Source organism: Aquidulcibacter paucihalophilus, from assembly GCA_030285985.1.
Classification (GTDB): domain Bacteria; phylum Pseudomonadota; class Alphaproteobacteria; order Caulobacterales; family Caulobacteraceae; genus Brevundimonas.
This window is the reverse complement of sequence record CP127384.1, coordinates 173,552-196,301: the sequence shown is the minus strand read 5'-3', so window position 1 is coordinate 196,301 and position 22,750 is coordinate 173,552. Positions and strand designations below refer to the sequence as shown.

Annotated in this window: 27 protein-coding genes; 21 read left to right on the top strand and 6 right to left on the bottom strand. The window is 69.1% G+C overall.

The features are described from left to right. The first annotated feature begins 158 nt into the window (after positions 1 to 158). The 12 genes from KB221_01090 to KB221_01035 all read left to right on the top strand — a co-directional run bounded on the left by KB221_01090 (position 159) and on the right by KB221_01035 (position 9,182). On the top strand, positions 159 to 629 hold the full coding sequence (locus tag KB221_01090) for a universal stress protein (protein WIY69633.1): 471 nt from the start codon (positions 159 to 161) through the stop codon (positions 627 to 629). A gap of 99 nt (positions 630 to 728) precedes the next feature. After that, positions 729 to 1,286, top strand: a complete 558-nt coding sequence (locus KB221_01085; protein WIY70956.1) for a NifU family protein — start codon at positions 729 to 731, stop codon at positions 1,284 to 1,286. A gap of 153 nt (positions 1,287 to 1,439) precedes the next feature. Next, complete coding sequence (locus tag KB221_01080) at positions 1,440 to 2,003, top strand: helix-turn-helix transcriptional regulator (GenBank protein WIY69632.1); 564 nt, start codon at positions 1,440 to 1,442, stop codon at positions 2,001 to 2,003. A gap of 72 nt (positions 2,004 to 2,075) precedes the next feature. Further along, positions 2,076 to 2,465: a helix-turn-helix transcriptional regulator gene (locus tag KB221_01075; GenBank protein WIY69631.1), complete on the top strand. Its 390-nt coding sequence runs from the start codon at positions 2,076 to 2,078 to the stop codon at positions 2,463 to 2,465. A gap of 25 nt (positions 2,466 to 2,490) precedes the next feature. Then, positions 2,491 to 3,177: a tRNA (adenosine(37)-N6)-threonylcarbamoyltransferase complex dimerization subunit type 1 TsaB gene (gene tsaB, locus KB221_01070; GenBank protein WIY69630.1), complete on the top strand. Its 687-nt coding sequence runs from the start codon at positions 2,491 to 2,493 to the stop codon at positions 3,175 to 3,177. Next, on the top strand, positions 3,174 to 3,602 hold the full coding sequence (locus KB221_01065; GenBank protein WIY69629.1) for a GNAT family N-acetyltransferase: 429 nt from the start codon (positions 3,174 to 3,176) through the stop codon (positions 3,600 to 3,602). Before tsaB ends, KB221_01065 begins: the two co-directional genes overlap by 4 nt. A 28-nt stretch (positions 3,603 to 3,630) precedes the next feature. Continuing rightward, the gene (locus tag KB221_01060) at positions 3,631 to 4,113 is read left to right on the top strand and encodes a Fur family transcriptional regulator (GenBank protein WIY69628.1); all 483 of its coding nucleotides are present in this window, start codon (positions 3,631 to 3,633) and stop codon (positions 4,111 to 4,113) included. A gap of 53 nt (positions 4,114 to 4,166) precedes the next feature. Next, positions 4,167 to 5,555: a tRNA (N6-isopentenyl adenosine(37)-C2)-methylthiotransferase MiaB gene (gene miaB, locus KB221_01055; protein WIY69627.1), complete on the top strand. Its 1,389-nt coding sequence runs from the start codon at positions 4,167 to 4,169 to the stop codon at positions 5,553 to 5,555. Then, complete coding sequence (locus KB221_01050; GenBank protein WIY69626.1) at positions 5,555 to 6,550, top strand: PhoH family protein; 996 nt, start codon at positions 5,555 to 5,557, stop codon at positions 6,548 to 6,550. The genes miaB and KB221_01050 overlap by 1 nt, the downstream gene beginning before the upstream one ends. Beyond that, positions 6,547 to 7,020, top strand: a complete 474-nt coding sequence (gene ybeY, locus KB221_01045; protein ID WIY69625.1) for an rRNA maturation RNase YbeY — start codon at positions 6,547 to 6,549, stop codon at positions 7,018 to 7,020. Before KB221_01050 ends, ybeY begins: the two co-directional genes overlap by 4 nt. Continuing rightward, on the top strand, positions 6,995 to 8,605 hold the full coding sequence (gene lnt / locus KB221_01040; GenBank protein WIY69624.1) for an apolipoprotein N-acyltransferase: 1,611 nt from the start codon (positions 6,995 to 6,997) through the stop codon (positions 8,603 to 8,605). The genes ybeY and lnt overlap by 26 nt, the downstream gene beginning before the upstream one ends. 160 nt (positions 8,606 to 8,765) lie before the next feature. After that, a complete protein-coding gene (locus KB221_01035) occupies positions 8,766 to 9,182 on the top strand; it encodes a helix-turn-helix domain-containing protein (protein WIY69623.1) in 417 nt (138 codons plus the stop codon). 33 nt (positions 9,183 to 9,215) lie between these two features. Here KB221_01035 and KB221_01030 read toward each other — a convergent pair whose 3' ends face one another. Further along, on the bottom strand, positions 9,216 to 9,722 hold the full coding sequence (locus KB221_01030; GenBank protein WIY69622.1) for an S-type pyocin family protein: 507 nt from the start codon (positions 9,720 to 9,722) through the stop codon (positions 9,216 to 9,218). A gap of 122 nt (positions 9,723 to 9,844) precedes the next feature. On the opposite strand from KB221_01030, the gene coaBC reads away from it, so the two are divergent. The 3 genes from coaBC (at position 9,845) to KB221_01015 (ending at position 11,973) form a co-directional block, all read left to right on the top strand. Next, positions 9,845 to 11,071, top strand: coding sequence for a bifunctional phosphopantothenoylcysteine decarboxylase/phosphopantothenate--cysteine ligase CoaBC (gene coaBC, locus KB221_01025; GenBank protein WIY69621.1), 1,227 nt, complete (start codon positions 9,845 to 9,847; stop codon positions 11,069 to 11,071). Between the two features lie 14 nt (positions 11,072 to 11,085). After that, the gene (gene dut / locus KB221_01020; protein WIY69620.1) at positions 11,086 to 11,535 is read left to right on the top strand and encodes a dUTP diphosphatase; all 450 of its coding nucleotides are present in this window, start codon (positions 11,086 to 11,088) and stop codon (positions 11,533 to 11,535) included. Positions 11,536 to 11,607: 72 nt separating this feature from the next. After that, positions 11,608 to 11,973, top strand: a complete 366-nt coding sequence (locus tag KB221_01015; GenBank protein ID WIY69619.1) for a hypothetical protein — start codon at positions 11,608 to 11,610, stop codon at positions 11,971 to 11,973. Between the two features lie 152 nt (positions 11,974 to 12,125). On the opposite strand, the gene dapB is transcribed toward KB221_01015, so the two are convergent. The 3 genes from dapB to dnaK all read right to left on the bottom strand — a co-directional run bounded on the left by dapB (position 12,126) and on the right by dnaK (position 16,209). Next, positions 12,126 to 12,875, bottom strand: a complete 750-nt coding sequence (gene dapB, locus KB221_01010) for a 4-hydroxy-tetrahydrodipicolinate reductase (GenBank protein ID WIY69618.1) — start codon at positions 12,873 to 12,875, stop codon at positions 12,126 to 12,128. 67 nt (positions 12,876 to 12,942) lie between these two features. After that, the gene (gene dnaJ / locus KB221_01005) at positions 12,943 to 14,130 is read right to left on the bottom strand and encodes a molecular chaperone DnaJ (protein ID WIY69617.1); all 1,188 of its coding nucleotides are present in this window, start codon (positions 14,128 to 14,130) and stop codon (positions 12,943 to 12,945) included. A 168-nt stretch (positions 14,131 to 14,298) separates the two neighbouring features. Next, positions 14,299 to 16,209, bottom strand: a complete 1,911-nt coding sequence (dnaK, locus tag KB221_01000) for a molecular chaperone DnaK (GenBank protein WIY69616.1) — start codon at positions 16,207 to 16,209, stop codon at positions 14,299 to 14,301. Positions 16,210 to 16,513: 304 nt separating this feature from the next. On the opposite strand from dnaK, the gene KB221_00995 reads away from it, so the two are divergent. The 3 genes from KB221_00995 to KB221_00985 all read left to right on the top strand — a co-directional run bounded on the left by KB221_00995 (position 16,514) and on the right by KB221_00985 (position 18,585). Continuing rightward, complete coding sequence (locus KB221_00995) at positions 16,514 to 16,912, top strand: hypothetical protein (GenBank protein ID WIY69615.1); 399 nt, start codon at positions 16,514 to 16,516, stop codon at positions 16,910 to 16,912. A gap of 74 nt (positions 16,913 to 16,986) precedes the next feature. Further along, positions 16,987 to 17,604 carry an alpha-ketoglutarate-dependent dioxygenase AlkB gene (locus KB221_00990; protein WIY69614.1) on the top strand — a complete coding sequence of 206 codons (618 nt, stop codon included), beginning with the start codon at positions 16,987 to 16,989 and terminating at the stop codon, positions 17,602 to 17,604. Positions 17,605 to 17,679: 75 nt separating this feature from the next. After that, positions 17,680 to 18,585, top strand: a complete 906-nt coding sequence (locus KB221_00985; GenBank protein ID WIY69613.1) for a dienelactone hydrolase family protein — start codon at positions 17,680 to 17,682, stop codon at positions 18,583 to 18,585. Between the two features lie 4 nt (positions 18,586 to 18,589). Here the strand turns inward: KB221_00985 and grpE are convergent, their stop codons facing one another. Both grpE and hrcA read right to left on the bottom strand, forming a co-directional pair. Continuing rightward, positions 18,590 to 19,138, bottom strand: a complete 549-nt coding sequence (gene grpE, locus KB221_00980) for a nucleotide exchange factor GrpE (protein WIY70955.1) — start codon at positions 19,136 to 19,138, stop codon at positions 18,590 to 18,592. Between the two features lie 80 nt (positions 19,139 to 19,218). Continuing rightward, the gene (gene hrcA, locus KB221_00975; GenBank protein ID WIY69612.1) at positions 19,219 to 20,313 is read right to left on the bottom strand and encodes a heat-inducible transcriptional repressor HrcA; all 1,095 of its coding nucleotides are present in this window, start codon (positions 20,311 to 20,313) and stop codon (positions 19,219 to 19,221) included. Positions 20,314 to 20,360: 47 nt separating this feature from the next. Here hrcA and rph point away from each other — a divergent pair, with 47 nt between their 5' ends. From rph to KB221_00960, 3 genes are all read left to right on the top strand, one after another. Then, a complete protein-coding gene (gene rph, locus KB221_00970; protein WIY69611.1) occupies positions 20,361 to 21,086 on the top strand; it encodes a ribonuclease PH in 726 nt (241 codons plus the stop codon). A gap of 75 nt (positions 21,087 to 21,161) precedes the next feature. Continuing rightward, a complete protein-coding gene (locus KB221_00965) occupies positions 21,162 to 21,536 on the top strand; it encodes a hypothetical protein (protein WIY69610.1) in 375 nt (124 codons plus the stop codon). Between the two features lie 59 nt (positions 21,537 to 21,595). Further along, positions 21,596 to 22,738 (top strand): acyltransferase, encoded by a 1,143-nt coding sequence (locus KB221_00960; protein ID WIY69609.1) that lies wholly within the window; start codon positions 21,596 to 21,598, stop codon positions 22,736 to 22,738. Positions 22,739 to 22,750: the final 12 nt, after the last annotated feature.

The window sequence follows — 22,750 nt, the reverse complement described above, 5'->3', positions numbered from 1 at the left end:
ACGGGTGCCGGGTGACGGGTGGCCGACGCGGATTCGTTCGATCCCGAAGGCCATCCGCCGGTGAACCGGCAACCACCCATCACCAACCACCCGGAGCGGCTCGGCCTTAGGTGTTTGGCTCGCCAATCTGCTAGCGTCCGGGGCCGAGGGAGAGGCTGATGCCACGCAAGTTTCTGGTCGTCGTCGATGACAGTCCGGAGTTTGAGGCGGCGCTTCGCTATGCGTCGCGTCGGGCCCGGTCGACGGGCGGTCGCGTTGCCCTGCTGCGCGTCATCCCCGCCGCGGCCTCTGACGCCCACTGGGCCGGAGTCCGCGAGGAGATCGAGCGTCAGACGCGGGTCGAGGCGGAGGCTTCGCTGAACACCTGGGCGGGCGAGGCGGCGGAACGGTCCGGCGCGACCCCGGTCCTGCTGATCGAGCGTGGCGAGGCCCAGGATGCGATCCGAAAGGTCGTCGGCGAAGACAATGAGATCAAGATTCTGGTCCTCGCGGCCAGCGGCGGCGGGCGCGGGCCCGGCCCGCTGGTCTCGGCGGTGGTCAAACAGGGCGCGTCCTTCACCGGTCGCAAACTGCCGGTGACCATTGTGCCGGGCGAGCTGACCGAGAAAGAGATCGAGGATCTGGCCTGACGCCAGGAGGCGCTAATGCTCGCCGCGCGGCGGCTCGCTGCTTGAGCGCGTGCAGGTGTAGCCCTTGAACCCGTCGCCACGGCGGCGCATTTGAGCGCCATGTTCATCCAGACCGAACCGACCCCCAATCCCAATGCGCTGAAATTCCTGCCCGGGCGGGATGTCTCGTCCGATCCGCGCGACTTTGTGAACCGGGATGAGGCCGCGGCCTCACCCCTCGCCGAGGACCTGTTCGAGGTCGAGGGCGTGGCCGGGATCTTCTTCGGCTACGACTATGTCTCGGTCACCCGCAGCCCGAACGGTCCGGACTGGACGCAGATGAAGGCCCCGATCCTCGCGGCGATCATGGACCATTTCGTCTCCGGCGCGCCGCTGATGCGCGACGGCTCGACGTCCGACAACGCCGCCGGCGGCGAGGATTCGGAGATCGTGATCGAGATCAAACAACTGCTGGACAGCCGGGTCCGTCCGGCCGTGGCCCAGGATGGCGGCGACATCCTGTTCGACGCCTTCAATGAGGAAACAGGTGTTCTGACCCTGCGGATGCGCGGCGCCTGCGCCGGCTGTCCCTCGTCCTCCGCCACGCTGAAGGCCGGGGTCGAGCAGATGATGAAACACTACATCCCGGAAGTGACGAGCGTCGAACAGGTGGTCTAGGCGCGCTCAGGCAGCGAGCCGCCGCGCGGCGAGCGTTAGCGCCCCGAAGCCTGCGCTCAGGCAGCGAGCCGCCGCGCGGCGAGCGATAGCGCTCTCACAACCTGAAACGAATCCGTCCTCGCATCACCCGCCGGATGGCGCCATCATCGATCCATGCCCCGGTTCCAGAGTGACAGCGACGCCCGACGTCTCGGCGAGGCCCTCGCGGCCCTGCGCCGCGATCGCGCCCTGTCCCAGGCCGAGGCCGGTCGCAGGGCGGGCATGACCAGCCAGGGCTGGGGCCTGTACGAGACCGGCAAACGCTCCGGCCTGTACCGTCCGGACGTCCAGCGCCGCCTGACCGCCGCCCTCGATGCGACTCCGGACGACCTGCTGCAGCGGCAGGACTCGTCCGTGACCGGCATGGCCAGCGAAGGGCGGGCCTTTGTCCATGCCCCGCCCGCCGTGACCCGTCGGCTTCAGCTGTCCAATGACGACCTCGCGCCCTGGGCCGCTTCCGGCGTGGTGGTCGAGTTTGAGCCCGGCCGCTGGCCGCGCCGCGACCAGGGCTGTGTGATCGAGATGGCTGACGGCGAGGTCCGCGTCCGGATTTATGAGAGCGCCGACGCCGAGGCGCTGACCGTCCGCGGCGGCCCGGGCGGGCTCATGGTGGAAGAGCGGATCGCACGATCCGAAACCCGCGCCGTCTCCGCTGTTACGGCCCGGCTGGAGTTCTGATGAAACGAAGTCATTGCAACGTTTTCGTTTCCATGAAACAGTGTGCTTCCGAAAGGGAGGCGCTGGACGGCCATGGCGAGGATCGGCGGACGGGACGAAATCGACGCCTATGTCGGCGCACGCATCGGGCTGCGGCGCTCCGCGCTCGGCCTGTCCCAGAGCGCGCTCGCCCAGCAGCTGGGCATCAGCTTCCAGCAGGTCCAGAAATACGAGACCGGCCAGAATCGCATCTCGGCCTCGCGGCTGCATCGGGCGGCGACGGTGCTGGGAACCTCGGTCGACACCTTCTTCCCGCCGGTCGAGACGGCGCAGGGGGTGGTGGACGAGGGCTGGGAGACGTTGCGGTTTCTCACCGCGACCGTCGACGGCCGGTCGGTGGCGTCCGGCTTTCCCTTGATCGAGGATCGCGACGTCCGGCGGGCCGTGGCGCGTATTGTGCGGGCCCTGGCCCGGACCGACTGACGATCCTCCATGCCGGAGTGACGGCATGAAGCTGATGGTCGTCGATACGGCCCTTGGCCTGTGCACCGTCGGGGTGTTCGAGGTTCTCGATGGCACCGCCAGCCCTCTGGGCCTCTGCTCCGAGCCCATGGTGAAGGGCCATTCCGAACGGATCGCCGGCTTCGCCCGCGATGCGGCGGTGCAGGCGGGTGTGGCATTCACGGACCTCGATCGCATCGGCGTGACCGTCGGTCCCGGCTCGTTCACTGGCCTGCGCGTCGGCCTGGCTTTCGCCCAGGGCCTGGGTGCCGCTCTTGACCGGCCGGTGGTCGGGGTCTCGGCGCTGGATGCCCTTGCGGCCTCCGCGCACGGGGCAGGCGAGGTGGCGGCCCTGATCGATGCGCGACGCGGACAGGTCTATGCCCGGTTCTGGCGCGACGGAGCGGCTGACGGTCCGGCCGAGGCCCTGATCCTCGAGGCTGCGGCGGCCCGGATCGGGGCGATGAGCACCGGAGCGGTGCTGGTCGGGTCCGGCGCGGCCCTGTTCACCGATGTCGCCGCGGGGCGGGCGTGCCTGTCGCTGGACGGACCCGCGCCCGAGGCCCTGGCCCGGCTGGCTGCGGCGGCGGACCCTGCCGCCGCGCCGGCCCGGCCGCTGTATCTGCGCGCGCCCGATGCGACTCCGCCGACCCGCCTGCCGGGTCAGGCGCGCGGCCCGGCTCGCGTCCCGTGACCGCCGCCGCCGCCACCCGTCTGGCCGATCTGCACGCCGGGGCCTTTTCCGCCCCCTGGGACGCAGCGGCTTTCGAGGCCCTGCTCGGTCAGGCCGGCGTCCTTGCCATCGAGACGCCGGAGGGCTTCATCCTGATCCGCTCGGTGGCGGACGAGGCCGAGATCCTGACCCTGGCGGTGGATCCGGCGGCGCGACGGCAAGGTCTCGGCACCCGCCTGGTCCGCGAGGGGGCCCTGGCCTCTGCGGCGCGCGGGGCCACACGGCTGTTCCTCGAAGTCGCGGACGACAACCACGCCGCCCTCGCCCTCTACGCCCGCGCGGGCTTCACCGAGGCCGGCCGTCGGCGCGGCTATTACGCCCGTCCGGAGGGCGGCCGGCAGGACGCGCTGATCCTCGCGCTTAACTTGCCGGCGACGCTTCCCTAGCGGGGGCGGCCCGCCTATCCTGTGCGCCATGGACCGGATCGAGAAACTCTGCGCCGACCGCGGCATGCGCATGACCGAGCAGCGGCGGGTGATCGCCCGCGTGCTGTCCAGCGCCGACGACCACCCGGACGTCGAGGAGCTCTACCGCCGGGCCTCCGCCATCGACCCCCATATCTCGATCGCCACCGTCTACCGGACCGTTCGTCTGTTCGAAGAGGCCGGCGTGGTCGAGAAGCACGATTTCGGCGACGGACGCAGCCGCTATGAAGAGGCCGGCGACGACCATCACGACCACCTGATCGACACCCGCACCGGCGAGGTCATCGAATTCTTCGACGCCGAGATCGAACGGCTGAAGACCGAGATTGCCGAACGGCTGGGTTTCGAACTGATCGGCCACAAGCTCGAGCTCTACGGCAAGCCGATAGACGGTGCCGAGCCGTCCAAGCGCGAGGGCCTGATCTTCACCCGCAACGCCCACCGCGTTGATCCGGACAAGCTGGATCTCTGAGCATCCGGGCCGATATGGCGCGCGGCCCGTCTCCACGCTATCCAGACAGCCCCATGACTGAAACCCTCGTCCCGCCGCAGGACGGACAGGCCGCGCCGAAGCGCCTGTTCATCAAGACCTACGGCTGCCAGATGAACGTCTATGACTCCGAGCGCATGGCTGATGTCCTGCGTCCGCTGGGCTATGCCGCGACCGACACGGCCGAGGGCGCCGACTTCGTCATCCTCAACACCTGCCACATCCGCGAGAAGGCGGCCGAGAAGGTCTATTCCGAACTGGGCAAGCTCCGGGAGATGAAGGACGCGCGGGCGGCGGCGGGGCAGGGGGCCATGACCATCGCCGTGGCCGGCTGTGTCGCCCAGGCCGAGGGCGAGGAGATCATGCGCCGCCAGCCCGCGGTCGACCTGGTCGTCGGCCCGCAGGCCTATCACCAGCTGCCCGAACTGCTGACGCGCACGGCGCGCGCCCGGGGCGAACGGATCGGTGCCGATTTCGCGCCGGTCGACAAGTTCGATGCCCTGCCGCAGGCCCGTGGCGTGGACGGCCCGACCGCCTTCCTGACGGTGCAGGAGGGTTGCGACAAATTCTGTACCTTCTGCGTCGTGCCCTACACGCGCGGTGCCGAATGGTCGCGGCCGGTCGCGGCGGTGCTGGCCGAGGCGCGCGAACTGGCCGGTAAGGGCGTGCGCGAGGTCACCCTGCTGGGCCAGAACGTCAACGCCTATGACGGGGAAGGGCCGGACGGGTCTCCCTCGACCCTGGCGCGGCTGGCCTGTGCGCTGGCGGAGATCCCCGGCATCGACCGCATCCGCTATACGACCAGCCATCCCAATGACATGGGCGACGACCTGATCGCCGCCCATGGTGCGCTCGACGCCCTGATGCCCTGGCTGCACCTGCCGGTGCAGTCCGGCTCGGACCGCATCCTCCGGCTCATGAACCGCAAGCACGGGCGGCAGAAATATTTCGATCTGATCGACCGGATCCGCAGCGCGCGGCCCGACATCGCCCTGTCCGGGGACTTCATCGTCGGCTTCCCCGGCGAGACGGACGCAGACTTCGAGCAGACGATGGATCTGGTCCGGCGCGTGACCTACGCCTCGGCCTTCTCCTTCATGTATTCGCCCCGCCCCGGCACGCCGGCCGCGACCATGGCGGGACAGGTTCCTGAGGCGGTGGCGCGCGAGCGCCTGCATGCGCTCCAGACCCTGCTGTTCGAGCAACAGACCGCCTTCAATGTCTCGCGCGTGGGCATGACGGTCCCGGTCCTGTTCGAGAAGTCCGGCCGGTTCGCGACCCAGGCCACCGGCCGCTCGCCCTGGCTGCAGCCGGTGCACGTTGACGGCGCGGATCATCTGATCGGACAGATCGTTCCGGTCCGTATCGAGGCCGGCGGGATCAAGTCCCTGACCGGCCGTCTTGCTGAACAGAAGGCGGCCTGATGGCGCGTGAGAGTGAGTTTCTGGCCCTGGGCGACACCGCCCTTCGCGCCGTCATCGGTCCCGGCAGCCGGCACCTGGCCCTGATCGAGGACCGCTTCAAGGTCTTGGTCGAGACGCCCGGTGGCGGGGTGTCCATCAACGGCTCGGCCCGCGACCGGGCCCAGGCCAAACGGGTCATCGAGACCTTGGCCGACCGCGCCGACACGGGTGCCGAGATCACCGAAGCGGATGTGCGGACCGCGCTCGGCGCCGCCATGGCGCAGCCGCGGGCAGGGCAGGGGAGCGTGGCCCCGGATGCCATCGCCCTGCCGGTCGGACGGCGCGGAGCCATCGCGCCCAAGACGGCGGCCCAGGCCAACTACCTGGCCCTGCTGAGCCAGTGCGAACTGACCTTCGGCGTCGGCCCGGCGGGCACGGGCAAGACCTTCCTCGCCGCCGCCTACGGTGCCTCCCTGCTGCGGCGGGGGCAGGTGGACCGGCTGGTCATCACCCGCCCGGCGGTTGAGGCGGGCGAGAAGCTGGGCTTCCTGCCCGGCGACCTGAATGAAAAGGTCGACCCCTATCTGGCCCCCATCTGGGAGGCGCTGAACGACATCCTCGGCCCCGACGATGTGCGCCGCCGGCGCGACAAGGGCGAGATCGAGGCCGCCCCGATCGCCTTCATGCGCGGCCGGACCCTGGCCCACGCCTACATCATCGTCGACGAGGCCCAGAACACCTCGCGCCTGCAGATGAAGATGGTCCTGACCCGGCTGGGCGAGGGCGCGCGGATGGTGGTCACCGGCGACCCATCGCAGGTCGATCTGCTGAACCCGCGCGATTCCGGCCTGAAACACGCCCTGCGCATCCTCGAGGATGTGAAGGGGGTCGGGGTGCAGCGGTTCGAGGCCGGGGACGTGGTGCGTCACGCCATGGTCGAGCGGATCGTGCGTGCCTATGACGCCGACGCCGCCAGCCGCCGCCCGGCCGCCGACCTTGAGGATCCCGACTCGTGATCGAGGTCGAGATCGAGGACACGGCATGGACGGACGCCCTGCCGGACGCCGTCGCCGTGGTCGAGCGGGCCGCGACTGCGGCCCTGGGATCGGTCGAGGGGGATGTCGTCGTCCTGCTGACCGACGATGCGGCAGTGCACGACCTCAACGCCCGCTTCCGCGATCGCGACCAGCCGACCAATGTCCTGTCGTTTCCGGCCGCGGACATGACGATTCCGGGGCAGGCACCGCATCTGGGCGATCTGGTGCTGGCCTTCGGGGTCTGCGCGACCGAGGCCGGAGCGCAGGGCAAGACCCTGGCGGACCACCTGACCCACCTGACCGTCCACGGCGTGCTCCATCTTCTGGGTCGCGACCATATCGAGGACGCCGAGGCCGAGGCGATGGAGGCCGAGGAGCGAACCCTTCTTGCCAGCCTTGGCGTCGCGGACCCATACAGGCCTCATGAACCTTCTCCCGGCGACGCTTGACGACGATGGCCCGCGCGCGCGGCTGATCCTGCGTTTCGGCCGGATCGGCCTGGCGCTGGCCGCCGGGGCGGCGGCGGCGCTGGCCCACCCGCCGTTCGGCATCCTGCCCGGCCTGCTCGGCTATGCCCTGCTGATGTTCCTGACCGAGCGCGCCACCTCCGTGCGCGGCGGCTTCTGGATGGGTTGGCTCGCCGGCTTCGCCTATTTCTTCATCAGCTGCTGGTGGGTGGCCGAGGCGTTTCTGGTCAATCCGGCCCAGGCCTGGATGGCGCCCTTCGCGGCCTCGCTGCTGCCCATCGGCCTGGGGCTGTTCTGGGGAACGGCGACAGCTCTCTATCGCCGTTTCCTGCCCGGCGGGGTCAAGCGGGCCCTGTTCTTCGCCGCCCTGTTCTGCCTGCTGGAATGGCTGCGCGGCCACGTCCTGACCGGCTTCCCCTGGAATCCCGCGGGGGCCAGCTGGAAGGCTGGTTCGGCGGCGTCCCAGTTTGCGGCGGTCGCCGGAGTCTACGGGCTGAGCTTCGTCACCGTGGCGGCCGCGGCCGCTTTCGGACCCCTCCTGGGCGACGGCCCGCGCAAGGCCCGCATCGGCGCGGCCGTGCTGGGCGGCCTGGCGATAGCCGTCCTGCTTATCGGCGGCGCGGTCCGGCTGTCTCAGGCCCGGCTTGAGCTGACCGGTACGGTGGTCCGCATCGTCCAGGCCGATGTCGACCAGAAGTCCAAATGGACGCCCGAAGCCTATCGCGGCATCGTCGACCGCTACGTCAATCTCACCGCCCGCCCCGGTGCCGTGACGCCCGACCTGATCATCTGGCCGGAAGGCGCGCTGCCCGCCTCGGCCAACCAGGTGTTCGCCCCCGGATCGCCGGAAGCCGTGGCCATCGCCCGGGCGGTTCAGCCGGGCCAGAGTTTGATTGTGGGGCTGGGCCGGGGCCTTGCCGACCCGTCGGCCCCCGACGGCGCGCGCTATTTCAACAGCCTGTTCGTCCTGACCGATCAGGGCGGCGACGGGCTGAACATCAGCGCGGTCTATGACAAATACCGGCTGGTGCCGTTCGGCGAATATCTCCCGGCCGGCAGGCTTCTGGGCGCGCTGGGCGTGCGCAGCCTGACGCATATGCCGACCGATTTCAGCGCCGGTCCGCGTCCCGCGCCGATCGACATTCCCGGTGCGCCCCGCGCCCAGCCCCTGATCTGCTACGAGAGCCTCTATCCGGGCTTCACGCCGGGCGGGGCGGCCCGGCCCGAGTGGATCGTCAACATCTCCAATGACGCCTGGTTCGGGCGCAGTTCCGGGCCGCTCCAGCATCTGAATCTCGCCAGCTATCGCGCCATCGAGACCGGTTTGCCGGTGGTGCGGTCCACGCCCACGGGCGTTTCCGCCATGATCGACCCCTGGGGTCGGGTGATTGACGACCAGCGGCTTGAGCCGGGTGAGAGTGGCGTGATCGACGCCCGCCTGCCCCGGCCGACGGCGGCCACCTTCTACGGGCGTTTCGGGGACCTGTTGTTCTGGTTGGCTGTGCTGGCCGGGCTGGCGGTCGCCGCGCCCTGGAGCCGCCTGCGTCGGGGCGTTACACCCGACTGATTCGCAACTTTTTGCCTGAATTCACGCCCTGCGAGAGCAATAGAGCCGGTTACGCAACCGGGGCTGTTCCAGGCGACGCGGTTTTTGCAATTTTTGGTGACAGCGACGAATCACGAGCGCATTCAGGCTTGGCCGTAAGCAACCGAAGGACGAATGGACGATGGCGAGAGGCAAGGGCGAGGACGGTCCTCATCCCGTAGACCGGCATGTGGGCCGGCGGGTGTGCGAGAAACGTCTCGCGCTCGGTTATAACCAGAGTGACCTCGGTCGCGCGCTCGGCCTGACGTTCCAGCAGATCCAGAAATACGAGAAGGGTGCCAACCGCATCTCGGCGTCCAAGCTCTGGGACATCGCCCGCTTCTTCAAGGTCGACATCGGCTATTTCTTCGAAGGCCTGACCGGTGCCCAGATCGCGGGCATGGCAGAGGGTGGCGGTGCTTTCGAGCACGACTTCCCGGCCACGCGCTACACCATCGAAATCAGCCGTCTGGCACCCCAGCTGTCCACCCGTCAGCAGAAGCTGGCCCTGGAACTGATCCGCGACATGGCCGAGCGCAAGGAGCAGGACGAGGACTGACTCCTCGTCCCGCCGGTCGCTCTCCGGTCCGACTTATTCTTCTGATGATCCGGAACGTCGCCGGCCGAAATTCGGCGCGGCGTCCTTCTGCTCGGCCCAGTAGGCCGCGCCGTCGCGCGGCTTGAACATGGTTTTCGGCACGCCGTCCCGCGACACCACCGCAAAGGTGTTGGTCGAGGCCTGATACAGCAGCACATCACCATTGGGACGCTCGACCCGCTCCGTCCCGGCCGGCGGGCGCGAGATGAACGCCTGGACCTTGGCCAGATAGTCCCGCGGCGTCTCCGCGCCGAAATCGGCACCGTTGCGCTCGAACAGCCGGGTGATCTTGGCGTCGACGGTTTCGCGCCGGTTGGCGGTCAGCACGGGCCGCGCTTTTTCGGGGACGGCCTCTGCGGCTTGCGAGGGCGCGCTGGTCAGCGACGCTTCAGCCCCCGGTGCCTCGCGCTCCCGCGTCTCGACGGCCGAGCCGCCGTTGCCGCACCCGGCCAGCCCCAGCAATCCTGCCGCCAGCCATGCAGAACCCTTGTTGGCGATCATGAAATCCTCCCGTGATTGAAATCCGCCAAACGCAGCATAACCACAGGTCATATGTTCCTGCAATGTTCCAGTCGGGACGGGTTCCTCTCGACGCCGCCCGGCCGCATCGCTAGATCAGCAGCATGACCCCAGCCTCGATGTCCGGACGCAAGATCCTGCTGATCGTCGGCGGCGGCATCGCCGCCTACAAGTCGCTGGAACTGGTTCGGCTGCTGAAAAAGGCCGGTGCAGAGGTCATGAGCGTGCTCACCGCGGCGGGGTCCGAGTTCGTGACCCCGATGTCCCTGGCGGCCCTGACAGGCCAGCCGGTGCGCCAGAACCTGTTCATGCCGGACGACGAAACGGCCATGGGCCATATCGAGCTGTCGCGCTGGGCTGATCTGGTGGTGGTGGCACCGGCCACGGCGGGGCTGATCGCCAAGGCGGCCAACGGCCTGGCCGACGATCTCGCCTCGACCACGCTTCTGGCCACCGACAAGCGGGTGCTGCTGGCCCCGGCGATGAATGTGCGGATGTGGCTGCACCCGGCGGTGCAGGCCAATGTCCAGCGTCTGAAGAGCTTCGACGGCTTTCACGGCATGGCCGTGGTCGGCCCGGATGAGGGCGAGATGGCCTGCGGCGAGTTCGGACCGGGCCGGATGGCAGAGCCGGCGGCGATCCTGTCAGCGATCGAAGGCCTGCTGGCGGGACCTGACGGGCGGCCGCTGGCTGGCCGTCGCGCCGTGGTCACCGCCGGTCCGACCTTCGAGCCGATCGACCCTGTGCGCGGCCTGACCAATCGCTCCAGTGGCAAACAGGGCTATGCTATCGCCGAAGCCCTTGCCCGTCTGGGGGCACAGGTGACCCTGGTGTCCGGACCGGTCGCCCTGGCCGCGCCTGTGGGCGTCGAGCGGGTGTGGGTCGAGACGGCGCGCGAGATGCAGACGGCGGTGGCGGCGGCCCTGCCGGCCGAAATCGCGGTGATGAGCGCGGCGGTCGCCGACTGGCGCGTCGACGGCGTCGCCTCGGGCAAGATCAAGAAGGCACCCGGCGGCCCGCCGTTGCTGTCGCTGATCGAGAACCCCGACATCCTCGCGGGCATTTCGGCCCCCGGAAAGAAGCGGCCGAAGCTGGTGGTTGGCTTCGCCGCCGAGACGACCGACCTTGAAGCCAACGCCCGCTCCAAACTGTCGCGCAAGGGCTGCGACTGGATCGTGGGCAATGACGTCTCCGATGACGTTTTCGGTGCCGACGGCAATACGGTCACCCTGTTCACCCGGGATGGCTCGGCCGAAACCTGGCCGCGCCAGTCCAAGGCCGAGGTGGCGCGCAAGCTGGCCGCCCGCATCGCCGACCATTTCAAAGCCTGAAAGGCCTTGCCCGCATGACCACCGTCCGCGTCGAACGCCTGCCGCATGCCGAAGGCCTGCCCCTTCCGGCCTATGAGACCGGCGGCTCGGCCGGGATGGACCTGCGCGCGGCGGTGGCCGAGGACGCGCCGGTGACGCTGGCGCCGGGAGCGCGGGCCCTGGTCCCGACCGGACTGAAGATCGCGCTCGAGCCCGGCTATGAGGCCCAGGTACGGCCGCGCTCGGGTCTGGCCCTGAAGCATGGCCTGACCTGTCTCAACTCGCCCGGCACCATCGACAGCGATTATCGCGGCGAGGTCGGGGTCATCCTGATCAACCATGGGCAGGAGCCGTTCGTCATCCGCCGCGGCGAACGCATCGCCCAGATGGTCATCGCCCGGCATGAACAGGCGACCATGGTCGAGGTGGTGGCGCTGGATGAAACCGCGCGCGGCGCCGGCGGCTTCGGCTCGACCGGGCGCTAGGGAGCCATTCCCGCCGACCGGCGTTAACCCCGCGTCCGGCCAAGCTTGGGCCGCATCCAGGAGGTTGGCGTCATGGAGTCCCTGTTCGATTCGATCGGTGTGTTTCTGAGCGGGCTGTTCGGTCTCGCCCAGGGCGGGTTCGACACCATCAACCAGGTCACCGGCCTGGTCATCGCGGTGATCGCAGCCTTGATGATGCCGGCCTGGAGCCGGTTGTGGGCGACCTCGCTGGGTGCGGCGCTCGCCTTCATCCTCGTGGGTCTGGTGCGGCCGATGCTGGATGGCGGCGCCTTCGTGATGCCGCCCCTGCTGACGATGGGCTTCTGGATGACGGTGCTGGCCCTGTTCCTCGGCTTCGCCGTGGTCATCGCCGTGATGTTCTTCATCAAGTCGCTGTTCGTGGGGCGGGGGCACGGTCACCGGCGGCACGCGCATTGATGTTGGGCCGCGGTCACAGGGCGCCGCCCTGTCGACCCGACGCGGCCTGGCGCTTCGCGCGGGCTTCAAGGGGAATCCTGGAGTCCGCGCTCAAGTAGTGAGCGACCGCGTCGCGAACGTAGCGTCCCCGGCAGGCGACAGCCTGCCAAGGCCTATGCCTGCCGGAACCCCAGCACGTCCTGCATGTCGTAGAGGCCCGGCTTGCGACTGCGCACCCAGGCGGCGGCGGCGACGGCGCCCTTGGCGAACAGCGACCGGTCGATGGCCGAATGGCTGAGCGTCAGGGTTTCGTCTGCCGAGGCGAACAGGACCGTATGCTCTCCGATCACCCCGCCGGCGCGCAGGGAGGCGAAGCCGATCCGGCCGATCTCCCGCTCGCCGGTGATGCCGTCGTAGGGCGCGGAGCGGACGTCGGCCAGGTCGACGTCACGGCCATTGGCGGCGGCCTCGCCCAGCATCAGGGCCGTGCCCGACGGCGCATCGGCCTTGCGGCGGTGATGGGTTTCCAGAACCTCGATGTCCCAGTCGGCCGCGTCGAGCCGCTGGGCCGCGTGTTCCACCAGTCCGATCAATATGTTGACTCCGAGCGAGAAATTGCCGCTGCGGACGATGGCGATCTTCTCTGACGCCGTATGGATGTCGGTTTCCTGCTCGGGCGTCAGGCCGGTGGAGCCTATGACGAGGGCCGGCCCGCCACGCTCGGCGCAGGTCCGGGCCAGTTCGACCGAGGCATCGGGGGTCGAGAAGTCGATGATCACGTCGCACAGCGACAGGTCGGGCGTCTCGCCGCGGTCGAAGCGGGCGGCGACAACGACGTCCTCGCGGGCATCCAGAACGGTCGAGACGGCCCGGCCCATCCGGCCGCGCGCGCCGGATATGCCTGCGTGGAAGATGACGCTCAAGTCGGACCCCTGTCAGTTCGCGGACATTCTGGCGCTATTCGCGAGCGTCGTCATCCTCGGCCGACGCCTACTGTGGCGCTTCCGAACCCAGAATGTCGGCCCAGAAGCGTTTGGCCTTGCCGGCGAACGAGGAGTTGCGCGGAGTCTGGCTCTCGCCCAGCGAGGCCGCCAGCTCCTGAAGCAGCTCCTTCTGGTGCGCGGTCAGGTCGGTCGGGGTCTCGACGAATAGCTCGACCACGAGGTCGCCGCGGTTCTTGCCGTTCAGATGCGGCATGCCCTTGCCCTTGATGCGGACGGTCTTGCCGGTCTGGGCCCCGGCGGGGACGCTGACGGGTGCCCGGCAGCGGCCGTCGCAGGCCTCGGACGTCAGGCAGGGGGCGTCGATCTCGCCGCCGAGGGCCGCCGTGGTCATGGGCACGGGCACGGTCACCAGCAGATCGAGGTTGTCGCGCTCGAACAGTTCGTGGGGTGTGACCGAGATGAAGACATAGAGGTCGCCGCGCGGTCCGCCGCGCGTGCCGGCGTCGCCCTCGCCCGACAGGCGGATGCGCGAGCCGTCATCGACCCCGGCCGGGATCTTGAGCTGGAGCTTGCGGTTCTTGCGCACCTGGCCGTGGCCGGCGCAGGCCGTGCAGGCGTCCGCGGCGGCCAGACGGGAGCCCTGCCCGCCACAGTGGGGGCAGGTGCGCTCGACCTGGAAGAAGCCGTTGGCGGAGCGGACGCGACCCGCGCCCTGGCAGGTGGTGCAGGTCGAGGCCTTGGCCCCCTTTTTCGCGCCGGATCCCTCGCAGGTGTCGCAGGCGGCGGTGGTGGGCACGGCGATCTCGACGTCGGAGCCCTTGTAGGCCTGCTCCAGGGTGATCTCGAGATCATAGCGCAGGTCCGAGCCGCGGCGCGGGCCATGCTGGCGCGCGCCGCCGCCGGCGCGGCCGCCGAACACATCGCCGAACGCGTCGCCGAAGACCTGCGAGAAGATGTCGTTGACGTCAGTGAAGCCCTGGCCCTGGCCGCCGAACCCGCCGCCGCCGCCGTTGACCCCGGCATGACCGAACCGGTCATAGGCCGCGCGCTTCTGGTCGTCGGAGAGGACCGAATAGGCTTCGGAGATTTCCTTGAAGCGGGCCAGGGAGTCTTCGCACCCGCCGTTTTGATCAGGATGGTGCTGCATCGCCAATTTGCGATAGGCGGCCTTCAGGCCGGCGGCGTCGATGGTCCGCTCGACCCCCAGAACCTCGTAATAGTCACGCGTCGCCATGCGGCGTTCGTCCTCTTACCCTTGCCGATGGCCCGCGCCTCTTGTCGGGCGGCGACCGGACGGCTGACCAGGCTGACATGGGCGCCCGGTCGACTGATGCAAGTTTCGTGAAACGGCCCCGCCCGTCTCGGGACAGGCGGGGCCGTGACAGTTGCGGGCCGCTCCGGCTTACGCGCTCTTCTTGTCGTCGTCGTCGCCCGGGACTTCCTCGAACTCGGCGTCGACCACGCCGTCGTCGGCGGTGGCCGTGGCGTCATCGCTGTCGCCGGCACCCTGCTGCGAGGCGTACATGGCCTCGCCCAGTTTCATCGAGGCCTGGACCAGGGTGTTGGTCTTGGTCCGGATGTCTTCCGGATCCGTGCCGTCCTTGGCCGTCTTCAGCTCGGCGAGGGCGGTTTCGATCGCGGCCTTCTCGTCCGGTCCGACCTTGTCGCCGTGCTCGGCCATGGCCTTTTCGGTCGAGTGGATCAGGCTGTCGGCGGCGTTGACCGCCTCGACCATTTCCTTCTTGGCCTTGTCGGCTGCGGCATTGGCCTCGGCTTCCTTGACCATCTTGTCGATGTCGGCGTCCGAGAGGCCGCCGTTGGCCTGGATGCGGATCGACTGTTCCTTGTTGGTCGCCTTGTCCTTGGCGGTCACATGGACGATGCCGTTGGCGTCGATGTCGAAGGCGACCTCGATCTGCGGCATGCCGCGCGGTGCCGGCGGAATGCCCATCAGGTCGAACTGGCCCAGCACCTTGTTGTCGGACGCCATCGGGCGCTCGCCCTGGAAGACCCGGATCGTCACGGCCGACTGGTTGTCGTCGGCGGTCGAGAAGACCTGGCTCTTCTTGGTCGGGATGGTCGTGTTGCGTTCGATCAGCGGGGTGAAGACGCCGCCCAGGGTCTCGATGCCGAGGGTCAGCGGGGTCACGTCCAGCAGCAGCACGTCCTTGACGTCGCCCTGCAGCACGCCGGCCTGAACGGCCGCGCCCAGCGCCACGACCTCATCCGGATTGACGCCCTTGTGCGGCTCCTTGCCGAAGAATTTCTTCACGGCTTCCTGGACCATCGGCATGCGGGTCATGCCGCCGACCAGCACCACTTCGTCGATGTCGCCGGCCTTCATGCCCGCGTCCTTCAAGGCCTTGGCGCAGGGTTCGATGGTGCGCTGGACCAGGTCCTCGACGAGGGCCTCCAGCTTGGCGCGCGACAGCTTGATGTTCAGGTGCAGCGGACCCGAGGCGTTCATGGTGATGAACGGCAGATTGACCTCGTACTGGGTCGTGGAGCTGAGCTCCTTCTTGGCCTTTTCGGCCTCTTCCTTCAGGCGCTGCAGGGCCAGCTTGTCCGAGCGCAGGTCGACGCCCTGCTCCTTCTTGAACTCGTCGGCCAGATAGTCGACCAGGCGCAGGTCGAAGTCCTCGCCGCCGAGGAAGGTGTCGCCGTTGGTCGACTTCACCTCGAACACGCCGTCGCCGATCTCGAGGATCGAGACGTCGAAGGTGCCGCCGCCGAGGTCATAGACGGCGATCTTCTGGCCGTCGTTCTTCTCGAGGCCATAGGCCAGGGCGGCCGCGGTCGGCTCGTTGATGATGCGCAGGACTTCCAGACCGGCGATCTTGCCGGCGTCCTTGGTCGCCTGACGCTGGGCGTCGTTGAAATAGGCCGGGACGGTGATGACGGCCTGGGTCACGGTCTCGCCGAGATAGGCCTCCGCGGCCTCCTTCATCTTGCTCAGGGTGAAGGCCGAGATCTGCTGGGGCGAGTAATCCTTGCCGTTGGCGCGCACCCAGGCGTCGCCGGTCGGTCCCTTGACGATCTCATAGGGGACCATCTTCTTGTCCTTGGCCACCACCGGGTCATCGAACGAGCGGCCGATCAGGCGCTTGATGGCGAAGAAGGTGTTGGTCGGGTTGGTCACGGCCTGTCGGCGCGCCGGCTGACCCACGAGGGTCTCGCCGCCGTCCTGGATGGCGATGACGGAGGGCGTGGTGCGATTGCCCTCGGCGTTTTCGATGACCTTGGGGGTCTTGCCGTCCATGACGGCCACGCACGAGTTGGTGGTGCCCAGGTCGATGCCGATGATCTTGGCCATGTGTCGTCTTTCACTCCATTCAGCGGGCGATGCGGCGGCCTTTTAAAGCGAAGCGCCGCGCGTGACCGCCCCCGGTGTCAGGGTCTTTGGTCGGTTGGTACGGTTCCGGCCGCAAAGCCCCACGAACTGCGGGGATTTACAGCGGTTGAGGCCGATATGGGAAACACCCCACCTGCCGCAAGCCCCAAACAGCCCTGACGCACGATTCAACCGTCAGGGTCCGTCAGATGCGGCCACCCTTCAGCAATGGCATAACACCGTCATCGCCGAGCCATCAGGGTCCGGCCGCTGGGGAGAGACTGATATGAAAACCTTCAAGAGCATCGCCCGCGCCGCGCTGATCGTCGCGGCCCTCGGAACCGCTTCCGTCGCCACCGCCGCCGAGCCGGTTGTCGCCGCCGACAAGGCCGCCGCTTCGGCACCGGTCCAGTCGCGTGACGGCCTGAACCGCCGGGTGCGCATCCACAACAACACCGGCTGGACCATGCTGCGCTTCTACGCCTCCGACTCGCGCGTCACGGACTGGGAAGAAGACATGCTGGGCCGCGGCACCCTGGCCGCCGGCAGCAGCATCATGATGAACATCGACGACGGCTCGGGTGCCTGCCTGTATGACTTCAAGGCCGAGTTCACCAACGGCCAGGTCCTGACGCGCTTCAACGTCAACGTCTGCCAGATCGCGGACTATTACTACACGCGCTGATCCCGGGGGCGTCAACGCTCGCGACCCGGTCGCTCGCTGCTTGAGCGCCGGGGCGGAAGCCCTATCCTCTGGGCATGGGTTCTGCGCGCGAGATCGATACGGGTATGGAGGGCTTCCGGTTCTGGCCGGGAGCCCTTTCCGCGTCTGAACAGGCGGATCTGCTGGCCGAGGTGCTGGCGGCCGCGGAACAGGCGCCCTTCTATCGGCCCGTGACGCCGGGCGGGCGGCCTTTTGCGGTGGAGATGACCAATCTCGGCCCGCTGGGCTGGGTCTCGGACCGGGGCGGCTACCGCTACCAGCCGACCCATCCGGTGACCGGTGCCCCATGGCCACCGATGCCCCGGGCGCTGATGGCGCTCTGGAGTGACCTGACCGGCTGGCCGGAGCCGCCCGACGCCTGTCTGGTCAACCGCTACCGGGAGGGTGCGAGGATGGGCCTGCATCAGGATCTCGACGAGCAGGACCAAAGCGCGCCTGTGCTGTCTGTCTCGCTCGGCGATGCCGCGATGTTCCGGATCGGCGCGGCCGGTGGCGGGCCGACGCGGACGGTGCGGCTGGCCTCGGGCGACGTCTGCGCCCTGACCGGCCCGGCACGGCTGGCGCGGCACGGGATCGACCGGGTCATCGCCGGCTCCTCGACCCTGGTGCCGGGCGGCGGCCGGATCAATCTGACGCTTCGCCGGGCGCGTTAGCTTCACGGCAATCGTGAATGGACGACGGACGGGCGCGCGGCCAGTCTCCCGGCTTCGCCAGACCGGAGCCGTTTGATGCCGAACCTGATCCGCCCCGAGGGACCCGAGCCCGACGATTTCCGCTTCAGCCGCCGCGCCCTGGCGACCGGCGTGGTCGGTGGGCTGGCCTTCGCCGGCTATGCCCCCGCAGCCCTGGCCCGGCAGGCGGCCCCGATCACCACGGACGGTGAGGGCCTGACGCAGGAAAACACCACCATTCCGGCCCCGGACGGCTTCGACCTGCCGATCTTCGTCGCACGCCCGGCCGGCGACGGCCCCTGGCCGGTGGTGGTGGTCGCGTCCGAGATCTTCGGCGTCCACGAATACATCCGCGACCTCTGCCGGCGGCTGGCAAAGGCCGGTTTTGCGGCGGTCGCCCCGTCCTTCTTCAACCGGGTCGAGGACCCGGCCCCCCTGTCGGACATGACTCGCGTTCAACAGATTGTCGGCGCGGCCAACTATGAGCAGGTCATGGGCGATGTCTCGGCGACCCTCGACTGGGTCAGCCAGCAGCTCTGGGCCAATTCCGACAAGGTCGGCATCACCGGCTTCTGCTGGGGCGGCAAGGTGGTCTGGCAGGCCTGCGCCCGCTTCGCCGTGCTGGACGCCGGCGTGGCCTGGTACGGCCGCCTCGCACCCGCGGCGACCGCGACACCCGAACAGGCCGCGGCCGGCCAGCCCTGGCCCGTCAATCTGGCCGACGACCTGAAATGCCCGGTACTGGGCCTGTACGGCGGTCAGGACCGCGGCATCCCCCTGACCAGCGTCGAGGCCATGCGCGAAGCCCTGCAACGCGCCGGCCAGACCGCCAGCGGCATCCACGTCTATCCGGACAGCCCCCACGCCTTCCACGCCGACTATCGCGACAGCTATCGCGCGGCGGATGCGGCGGACGGCTGGAGCCGGCTGCTGGCGTTCTTTGGAGAGCGGCTGAAAACCTGAGCGCTCAGGCCTTCTGGTCGAAATTCCCGCCGGTGGCACCCGCCGCGGCGTAGGCCGCATTGCCCGCCGCTGCGCCGGAACCCTTGGCCGCGACCACCACCATGGCCGGGCGCACGGTGCGACCGAACAGGGCGTAGCCGGCCTGCAGGGTCTGGATCACCTGGCCGCCCTGGACCGTGTCGGAGGGCTGTTCCATCATGGCCTGATGCAGGTGCGGGTCGAAGGCCTCGCCCGGCTCGGGGGCGACGCGCTTGAGGTTGTTGCTCTCAAACGCCTGCAGCAGCGACTTCTGGGTCAGCTCAAGCCCGGTGACCAGACCGGCCTCGCCGGCACCGGCGTCCTTCGGGGCGGCCATCAGGGCGCGCTCCAGATTGTCGGCCACGCCCAGCAGGTCGCGGGCGAAACGCTGGATGGCGTAGGCGCGGGCGTCGTTGGACTGGGTCTCGGCCCGCTTTTTGGTGTTCTCGGCCTCGGCGACGGCGCGCAGGGCGCGGTCCTTCCACTGGTCGCGCTCGGCGATCAGGGCGTCGATGGGCCCGAGGCCGTCATCCAGACCAGCCTCGGCGTTCGCCTCGGCTTCCGCGATATCGGCGGCCAGCTCTTCGGAATGGGGGAGGTCGTCGTGTGTGTCGCTCAAGTCTCTTGTCCGTCCAGCATTCGCCCCAGCACCCGGGCGGTATAGTCCACCAACGGTATGATGCGGGCATAGTTCAGTCGCGCGGGTCCGATCACGCCGATGGCGCCCAGAACCCGCTGGCGGCCCGTCATATAGGGTGCCGCGATCACGGCGGAACCCGAAAGCGAAAAGAGTCTCGTTTCCGCCCCGATGAAGATTCGCACGCCCTGGGCCGTCGAGACCCCGTCCAGCAGGCCGATCAGCTGTTCCTTCTGCTCCAGGTCGTCGAACAGGATGCGGACCTTTTCCAGATCCTCGGCGGTCTCGCGGTCGTGCAGGAGATTGGCCCGGCCACGCACGATCAGTGACCGTTCGCGCTCGGCCCCGCCGGACCAGGCGGCCATGCCGTCCTCGACCAGACGGGCGGCGGCGGCGTCCAGCTCGCGGCGGGCCGCCTCCAGTTCGGTGCGCATTTCGGTGCGCGCCTCGTGCAGGGGCCGGCCCTTGAGGCGGGCGTTGAGGAAGTTGGACGCCTCGGTCAGGGTCGAGGGGGTGACCCCCGCCTTCAGCGGCATCAGCCGGTTCTCGACCGAGCCGTCGTCGCCGACCAGCACCGCCAGCGCCTGGTCGTGTCCGAGGGCGACGAATTCGACGTGTTTGACCCCGGCCTCCCGCACCGGGCTGGCCACGATACTGGCCCCGCCGGCGAGGCCGGACAGCAGGCTGGAGGCCTCGTTCAGCGCCTCGTCGAAACTGCGGCCGCGACCCGCGAGCCGCGCGTCGATCTCGCGGCGTTCTTCGGTGCCGACGTCGCCGATCTCCAGCAGGCCGTCGACGAACAGTCGCAGGCCGGCGTGGGTCGGGATCCGCCCCGCCGAGGTGTGCGGCGCGCCCAGCAGCCCCGCCAGGGTCAGGTCCTGCATGGTGTTGCGGATCGAGGCGGGGGACAGGGACACCCCGGTCATGGACAGTGTGCGCGAGCCGACGGGCTCGCCGGTCTGCAGGTAGCTCTCGACGATCCGCCGGAAAATATCGCGCGCACGTTCGTCCAGCGCGGCAAGACCGGCCGGGCTGCCGCTGAACGGCGAAGGGTTGGGGGCATACAGGCTCACGGTTTCAGGATAAGCAGCGCCGCCGCCCCGTCCAAGGAAATCCATCGATGACCACCGCCCGCCCGTCCGACCGCACCCCCGACCAGCTCCGCGTCGTGACGCTGGAGACCGGCGTCAACCGCTATGCCGAGGGCTCCTGCCTGGTCACCTTCGGCCATACCAAGGTGCTGGTAACGGCTTCGGTCGAGGAAAAGGTGCCCGGCTGGATGCGCAATACCGGTCAGGGCTGGGTCACCGCTGAGTACGGCATGCTGCCCCGCGCCACCCACACCCGCGGCCGCCGCGAGGCCGCCGCCGGCAAGCAGAGCGGCCGGACGCAGGAAATCCAGCGCCTGATCGGCCGCTCGCTGCGCGCTGTGGTCGATCTCAAGGCCCTGGGCGAGCGTCAGGTGTCGCTGGACTGCGACGTCATCCAGGCCGACGGCGGCACCCGCACGGCGGCTATCACCGGCGCCTGGGTCGCCATGGCCAGCGCCTTCGACTATCTGCGCGCCGAAGGCGTGCTGAAGACCGATCCCATCCTCGACCAGGTCGCGGCCGTCTCCTGCGGCGTCTGCAACGACCAGCCGGTGCTGGACCTCGACTATGAGGAAGATTCCAACGCCGAGGCCGATTCCAACTTCGTCCTGACCGGGGCCGGCGCGATCGTCGAAATCCAGGCCACGGGCGAGAAGCGCGGCTTCTCCCGTGCCGAGTTTGATCGGCTGTTCCAGCTGGCCGAGGGCGGCTGCGCCGAACTGTTCGCCCTGCAGCGGGCCGCCCTGGGCCGCTGAGCGGACGCCCGGCGCTTCCGCGTCGGGCCGAACCGTGCCTAAGGTGGGGCTTCCCGCGACCGATCGGAGTGCCTGATGCGCCGGACCGTATTCGCCCTGCTGGCTGTGACCGCCCTGGTCTCGGCCTGCGAACGCCCCGCCGAGGCTCCGGCGGCCGAACCGGCCGCCGCCGCCGCTGCGCCGGCGCCCGAAATGCCGGCCGATGCGCCGCCGCAGGAAGAGGTCGATCCGGCCGTGGCCCTGGCCCCTGTCGGTGCGCCGGTGTCCTGCCTGAACGACATCGGGGAAGCGGCCGCGCAGCGGCTGGTCGACCGGTGCATCGCTGTCAGCCCTGCCACCCACCCGCCCTGCAACGTCGCCAACGCCTGCGAGATGATCCAGGGCGAGATCGAGCGGTCCTGCGACCAGTATGCGCCGGGCGAGGCGAAACCGGCGGAATGCGCGGCCTGAGACCTGCCAGCCGCGCCGTTTAACGGTTCCTGTACCCCCGGTCGGATAGCCTGCGGGCCATGACGCCCGTTCCGACACCCCCCGATCTGCGCGCCCTGACGACCCTGCGGTTCTTCGCAGCCCTTTGGGTGGTGCTCTACACGGCCTGGCCGCACCTCGACGTCGCTTTCGTCCCGGTCGCGGTGACCAAGGGTTATCTGGGCGTCGAGACCTTCTTCGTCCTGTCGGGCTTCATCCTCAGCCACGTCTACCTCGAGGCGGCGGGCGAGAAGCGGTTCCGCTACGGCGGCTTTCTGTGGGCGCGGCTGGCGCGGGTCTATCCACTGCATCTGGTCACCCTGTTCGGCATGATCGGCCTGGGGCTGGCCGCCGGGGTCGCGGGTCTGAGCATCGACGGCAGTTTGAGCGACTGGCGGTCGCTTCCGGCCAATCTGACCCTGACCCACGCCTGGGGCCTCGCCCCCAGCTCGGCCTTCAACCATCCGTCCTGGTCGATCTCCGCGGAATGGGCGGCCTATCTCAGCTTCCCCGCCTTTGCCTTCGTGGCCTGGCGGCTCAGGAACCGGCCCGTGCTGGCCACGGTGCTGGCGGCGGTCTTCGCGCTGGGCCTCTATGCGGCCTTCGAGCCGCTGGCCGGCTACTCCCTGACCGAGGCCACCTTCCGCTGGGGCGCGCTGCGGATCGTTCCCTGTTTCGCGCTCGGCTGCGCCCTCTATCTGGTTCATCGACGCGGCGGCGTGCCCTTCGCCGGCCCGGTCGCCCTCGTCAGCGGCCTCGCTGTGCTGGCCAGCGCCTCGCTGGGCCTGTGGGACGCGGTCACGGTCCTGGCCGCCGGCGGTCTGATCCTCGGGCTCGGCTCGCTGGACAACGCCCGCGCGGGTGTTCTGGGCTCGAAATTCGGGGTCTATCTCGGGGAGATCAGCTATTCGATCTACATGGTCTGCGCGCCGGCGCTGCTGCTGACCACCAATGTCGCGGCGCGGCTGACCGGGGCCGACGACAAGCGGTTTCACATCATTGTGTGGCTCGCGCTGGTGGCGGCGATTCCGGTCGCGGCCATGCTGACCTACCACCTCGTCGAACGCCCGGCCCGCAAGGCCATGAGGGGGTTCGCCGACCGCCGCGCCGCACGGGCCACTGCGGCGAAAGCGCGCACGGACTCGCCCGAAAGGGGACTTCAACCCTCGGAAACTATCGTCTAGGGCTAGCCGACG

Coding starts and splice junctions, on each gene's coding strand:
- KB221_01090 (WIY69633.1), top strand. CDS start 159: ATGCCACGCAAGTTTCTGGTCGTCGTCGATGACAGTCCGGAGTTTGAG.
- KB221_01085 (WIY70956.1), top strand. CDS start 729: ATGTTCATCCAGACCGAACCGACCCCCAATCCCAATGCGCTGAAATTC.
- KB221_01080 (WIY69632.1), top strand. CDS start 1,440: ATGCCCCGGTTCCAGAGTGACAGCGACGCCCGACGTCTCGGCGAGGCC.
- KB221_01075 (WIY69631.1), top strand. CDS start 2,076: ATGGCGAGGATCGGCGGACGGGACGAAATCGACGCCTATGTCGGCGCA.
- tsaB (WIY69630.1), top strand. CDS start 2,491: ATGAAGCTGATGGTCGTCGATACGGCCCTTGGCCTGTGCACCGTCGGG.
- KB221_01060 (WIY69628.1), top strand. CDS start 3,631: ATGGACCGGATCGAGAAACTCTGCGCCGACCGCGGCATGCGCATGACC.
- miaB (WIY69627.1), top strand. CDS start 4,167: ATGACTGAAACCCTCGTCCCGCCGCAGGACGGACAGGCCGCGCCGAAG.
- KB221_01050 (WIY69626.1), top strand. CDS start 5,555: ATGGCGCGTGAGAGTGAGTTTCTGGCCCTGGGCGACACCGCCCTTCGC.
- lnt (WIY69624.1), top strand. CDS start 6,995: ATGAACCTTCTCCCGGCGACGCTTGACGACGATGGCCCGCGCGCGCGG.
- KB221_01035 (WIY69623.1), top strand. CDS start 8,766: ATGGCGAGAGGCAAGGGCGAGGACGGTCCTCATCCCGTAGACCGGCAT.
- KB221_01030 (WIY69622.1), bottom strand. CDS start 9,722: ATGATCGCCAACAAGGGTTCTGCATGGCTGGCGGCAGGATTGCTGGGG.
- coaBC (WIY69621.1), top strand. CDS start 9,845: ATGACCCCAGCCTCGATGTCCGGACGCAAGATCCTGCTGATCGTCGGC.
- dut (WIY69620.1), top strand. CDS start 11,086: ATGACCACCGTCCGCGTCGAACGCCTGCCGCATGCCGAAGGCCTGCCC.
- KB221_01015 (WIY69619.1), top strand. CDS start 11,608: ATGGAGTCCCTGTTCGATTCGATCGGTGTGTTTCTGAGCGGGCTGTTC.
- dnaJ (WIY69617.1), bottom strand. CDS start 14,130: ATGGCGACGCGTGACTATTACGAGGTTCTGGGGGTCGAGCGGACCATC.
- dnaK (WIY69616.1), bottom strand. CDS start 16,209: ATGGCCAAGATCATCGGCATCGACCTGGGCACCACCAACTCGTGCGTG.
- KB221_00995 (WIY69615.1), top strand. CDS start 16,514: ATGAAAACCTTCAAGAGCATCGCCCGCGCCGCGCTGATCGTCGCGGCC.
- KB221_00990 (WIY69614.1), top strand. CDS start 16,987: ATGGGTTCTGCGCGCGAGATCGATACGGGTATGGAGGGCTTCCGGTTC.
- KB221_00985 (WIY69613.1), top strand. CDS start 17,680: ATGCCGAACCTGATCCGCCCCGAGGGACCCGAGCCCGACGATTTCCGC.
- rph (WIY69611.1), top strand. CDS start 20,361: ATGACCACCGCCCGCCCGTCCGACCGCACCCCCGACCAGCTCCGCGTC.
- KB221_00965 (WIY69610.1), top strand. CDS start 21,162: ATGCGCCGGACCGTATTCGCCCTGCTGGCTGTGACCGCCCTGGTCTCG.
- KB221_00960 (WIY69609.1), top strand. CDS start 21,596: ATGACGCCCGTTCCGACACCCCCCGATCTGCGCGCCCTGACGACCCTG.